This window comes from Neorhizobium sp. LMR1-1-1.1 (genome assembly GCF_040675795.1).
GTDB lineage: Bacteria > Pseudomonadota > Alphaproteobacteria > Rhizobiales > Rhizobiaceae > Neorhizobium > Neorhizobium cellulosilyticum.
Map to the genome: position 1 here is coordinate 1 of NZ_JBEGHE010000060.1, position 1,175 is coordinate 1,175.

The following is a 1,175-nucleotide window of genomic DNA, read 5'->3' on the forward strand; positions in this document are numbered from 1 at the left end:
AGCGCAGGTTCATCATGTCGTCGGTCATCGGTGGTGTCCCTCAGGTTGGCTCTAAGCAACCCGACCCTACCGGAAATCACCGATGGCTATGAAATCCAGCTACACCACTCCATGGGACACGATCGGCTCGCCTTCTGGGGAGCGGAGAAGGAGCGCCCTAAAAGGGCCTCGCGCACATGAAGGGCAACCATATTTTGACTGAGGCAAGAGCGAGGAAGCCCGCAAACGAAGCCATCGTTTTATCGTAACGTGTTGCGATCCGCCTGAACTGTTTGAGCTTGTTAAACATCCGTTCGATGCGGTTCCGGTCTTTATAGGCGATGTAATCGCAAGATGGCGGATGCTTTCGCGTGGAGCGCGGTGGGATTACGGGACGCGTGCCGTGCAGGAGAAGCTCTTCTCGGACGGCATCCGCATCATATCCTTTATCCGCAAGCATCTTTCGCGGACGAGTGACGGGAATTGCAAGAAGTTGAGGGACTGCCTTGTAATCAGAAACCTCGCCGCCTGTTAGGACAAAGCCAAGAGGGCGGCCTTGACCGTCTGCGCGGGCATGGATTTTTGTCGTAAAGCCGCCGCGTGATCGACCAAAAGCCTCCTTATCAGTCCCCCTTTTGCGCCAGCAGCCTGAGAATGGCCCCGGATGATCGTGCTGTCGATCATACGCTGCCAGTTGTCGGTCAAGCCAAGCTCCACAAGGGTCTCAAGCAATGCGTCCCATATGCCTTGCTCTGCCCACCGGCGAAAACGAACGTAAACGGAATTCCATTTGCCATAGCGTTCGTGCAAGTCGCGCCATGGGCAGCCAACGCGCAGGACATGCAACATGCCATTCAGATAGCGCCGATTGTCATGGGCCGGACGGGATTTACGTCCTCTTTCGCTGGGGAGAAACGGCTCGACTATATGCCACTCCGCATCGCTTAGATCGCCTCGTGCCAAAACTGCCTCCTGAAAAGCAGTCTTGAATCATGCCTCGACCGATTTGGGAATCCACTTTGTCAACACGGCCTAGCTGGCGCCCACCACCCGATGAAAAGCTTCCGGATGGTATTCGTCGCGTTGCAGAACTTCCTGGGCGTCCGGAGGACTCGTGGTGCCGGAATCTAACATTGGCAAAATTCATTGATTCGATGCTTGAGAGTACGGCTCCGTCGAACTCCCAATTACACCAT

General features: G+C 55.4%; 1 pseudogene. It reads right to left on the bottom strand.

Going from position 1 to position 1,175, the window contains the following annotated elements:
* Nucleotides 1-157: 157 nt before the first annotated feature.
* Nucleotides 158-942 (bottom strand): annotated as a pseudogene (locus MRBLMR1_RS26940) (IS5 family transposase).
* Nucleotides 943-1,175: the final 233 nt, after the last annotated feature.